We start from the raw sequence: 444 nt of genomic DNA, 5'->3' as shown, positions 1-444 counted from the left end.
AACTAACTCCCCGAAGTAACTAAAAAACAGGGTGTTAAAGGCCGTACCAACAATTTCTTTTCCAATCGAAACCCCGATATAACTGAAGTCTTTATCGGAAATCTTGATGTTATGGTCCTGAATCTCAACTAAACCGGTGGCCATGGCAACGGCCGCTTCGGCCACCGCTCCCAGGCAACTCAGAATCGTCATTGCGCACGAAACGTTTAGGAATTTCACGCCAATTAAGAGCGACATTCCTTCCAAATCTTCGGTATTTTCGGGTCCAAAGCCTTGCACCTGCGCCCAATGTTCCACTGGAATGATCAATGCAATTACGATTGCCACCACGATTAACGAGGTCACAAACGCTACGTCGGCGTTCCGGCCTTGCTCATTACCGAAGTAAATTGTAATGACGAGGATAATGACGGCGTTAACCAGTGTGACCCAGAGGTACGGAAT

Annotated in this window: 1 protein-coding gene; it reads right to left on the bottom strand. The window is 47.3% G+C overall.

The window, feature by feature from the left end; translation table 11 throughout:
• The coding region (locus tag AC6UDG_RS07305) for a YibE/F family protein (protein WP_500706940.1) at positions 1-444 on the bottom strand (444 nt) is incomplete at both ends.

It is taken from the genome of Fructilactobacillus sp. X2R1C1 (assembly GCF_059901435.1).
This window is presented reverse-complemented; position numbering and strand designations above follow the sequence as displayed.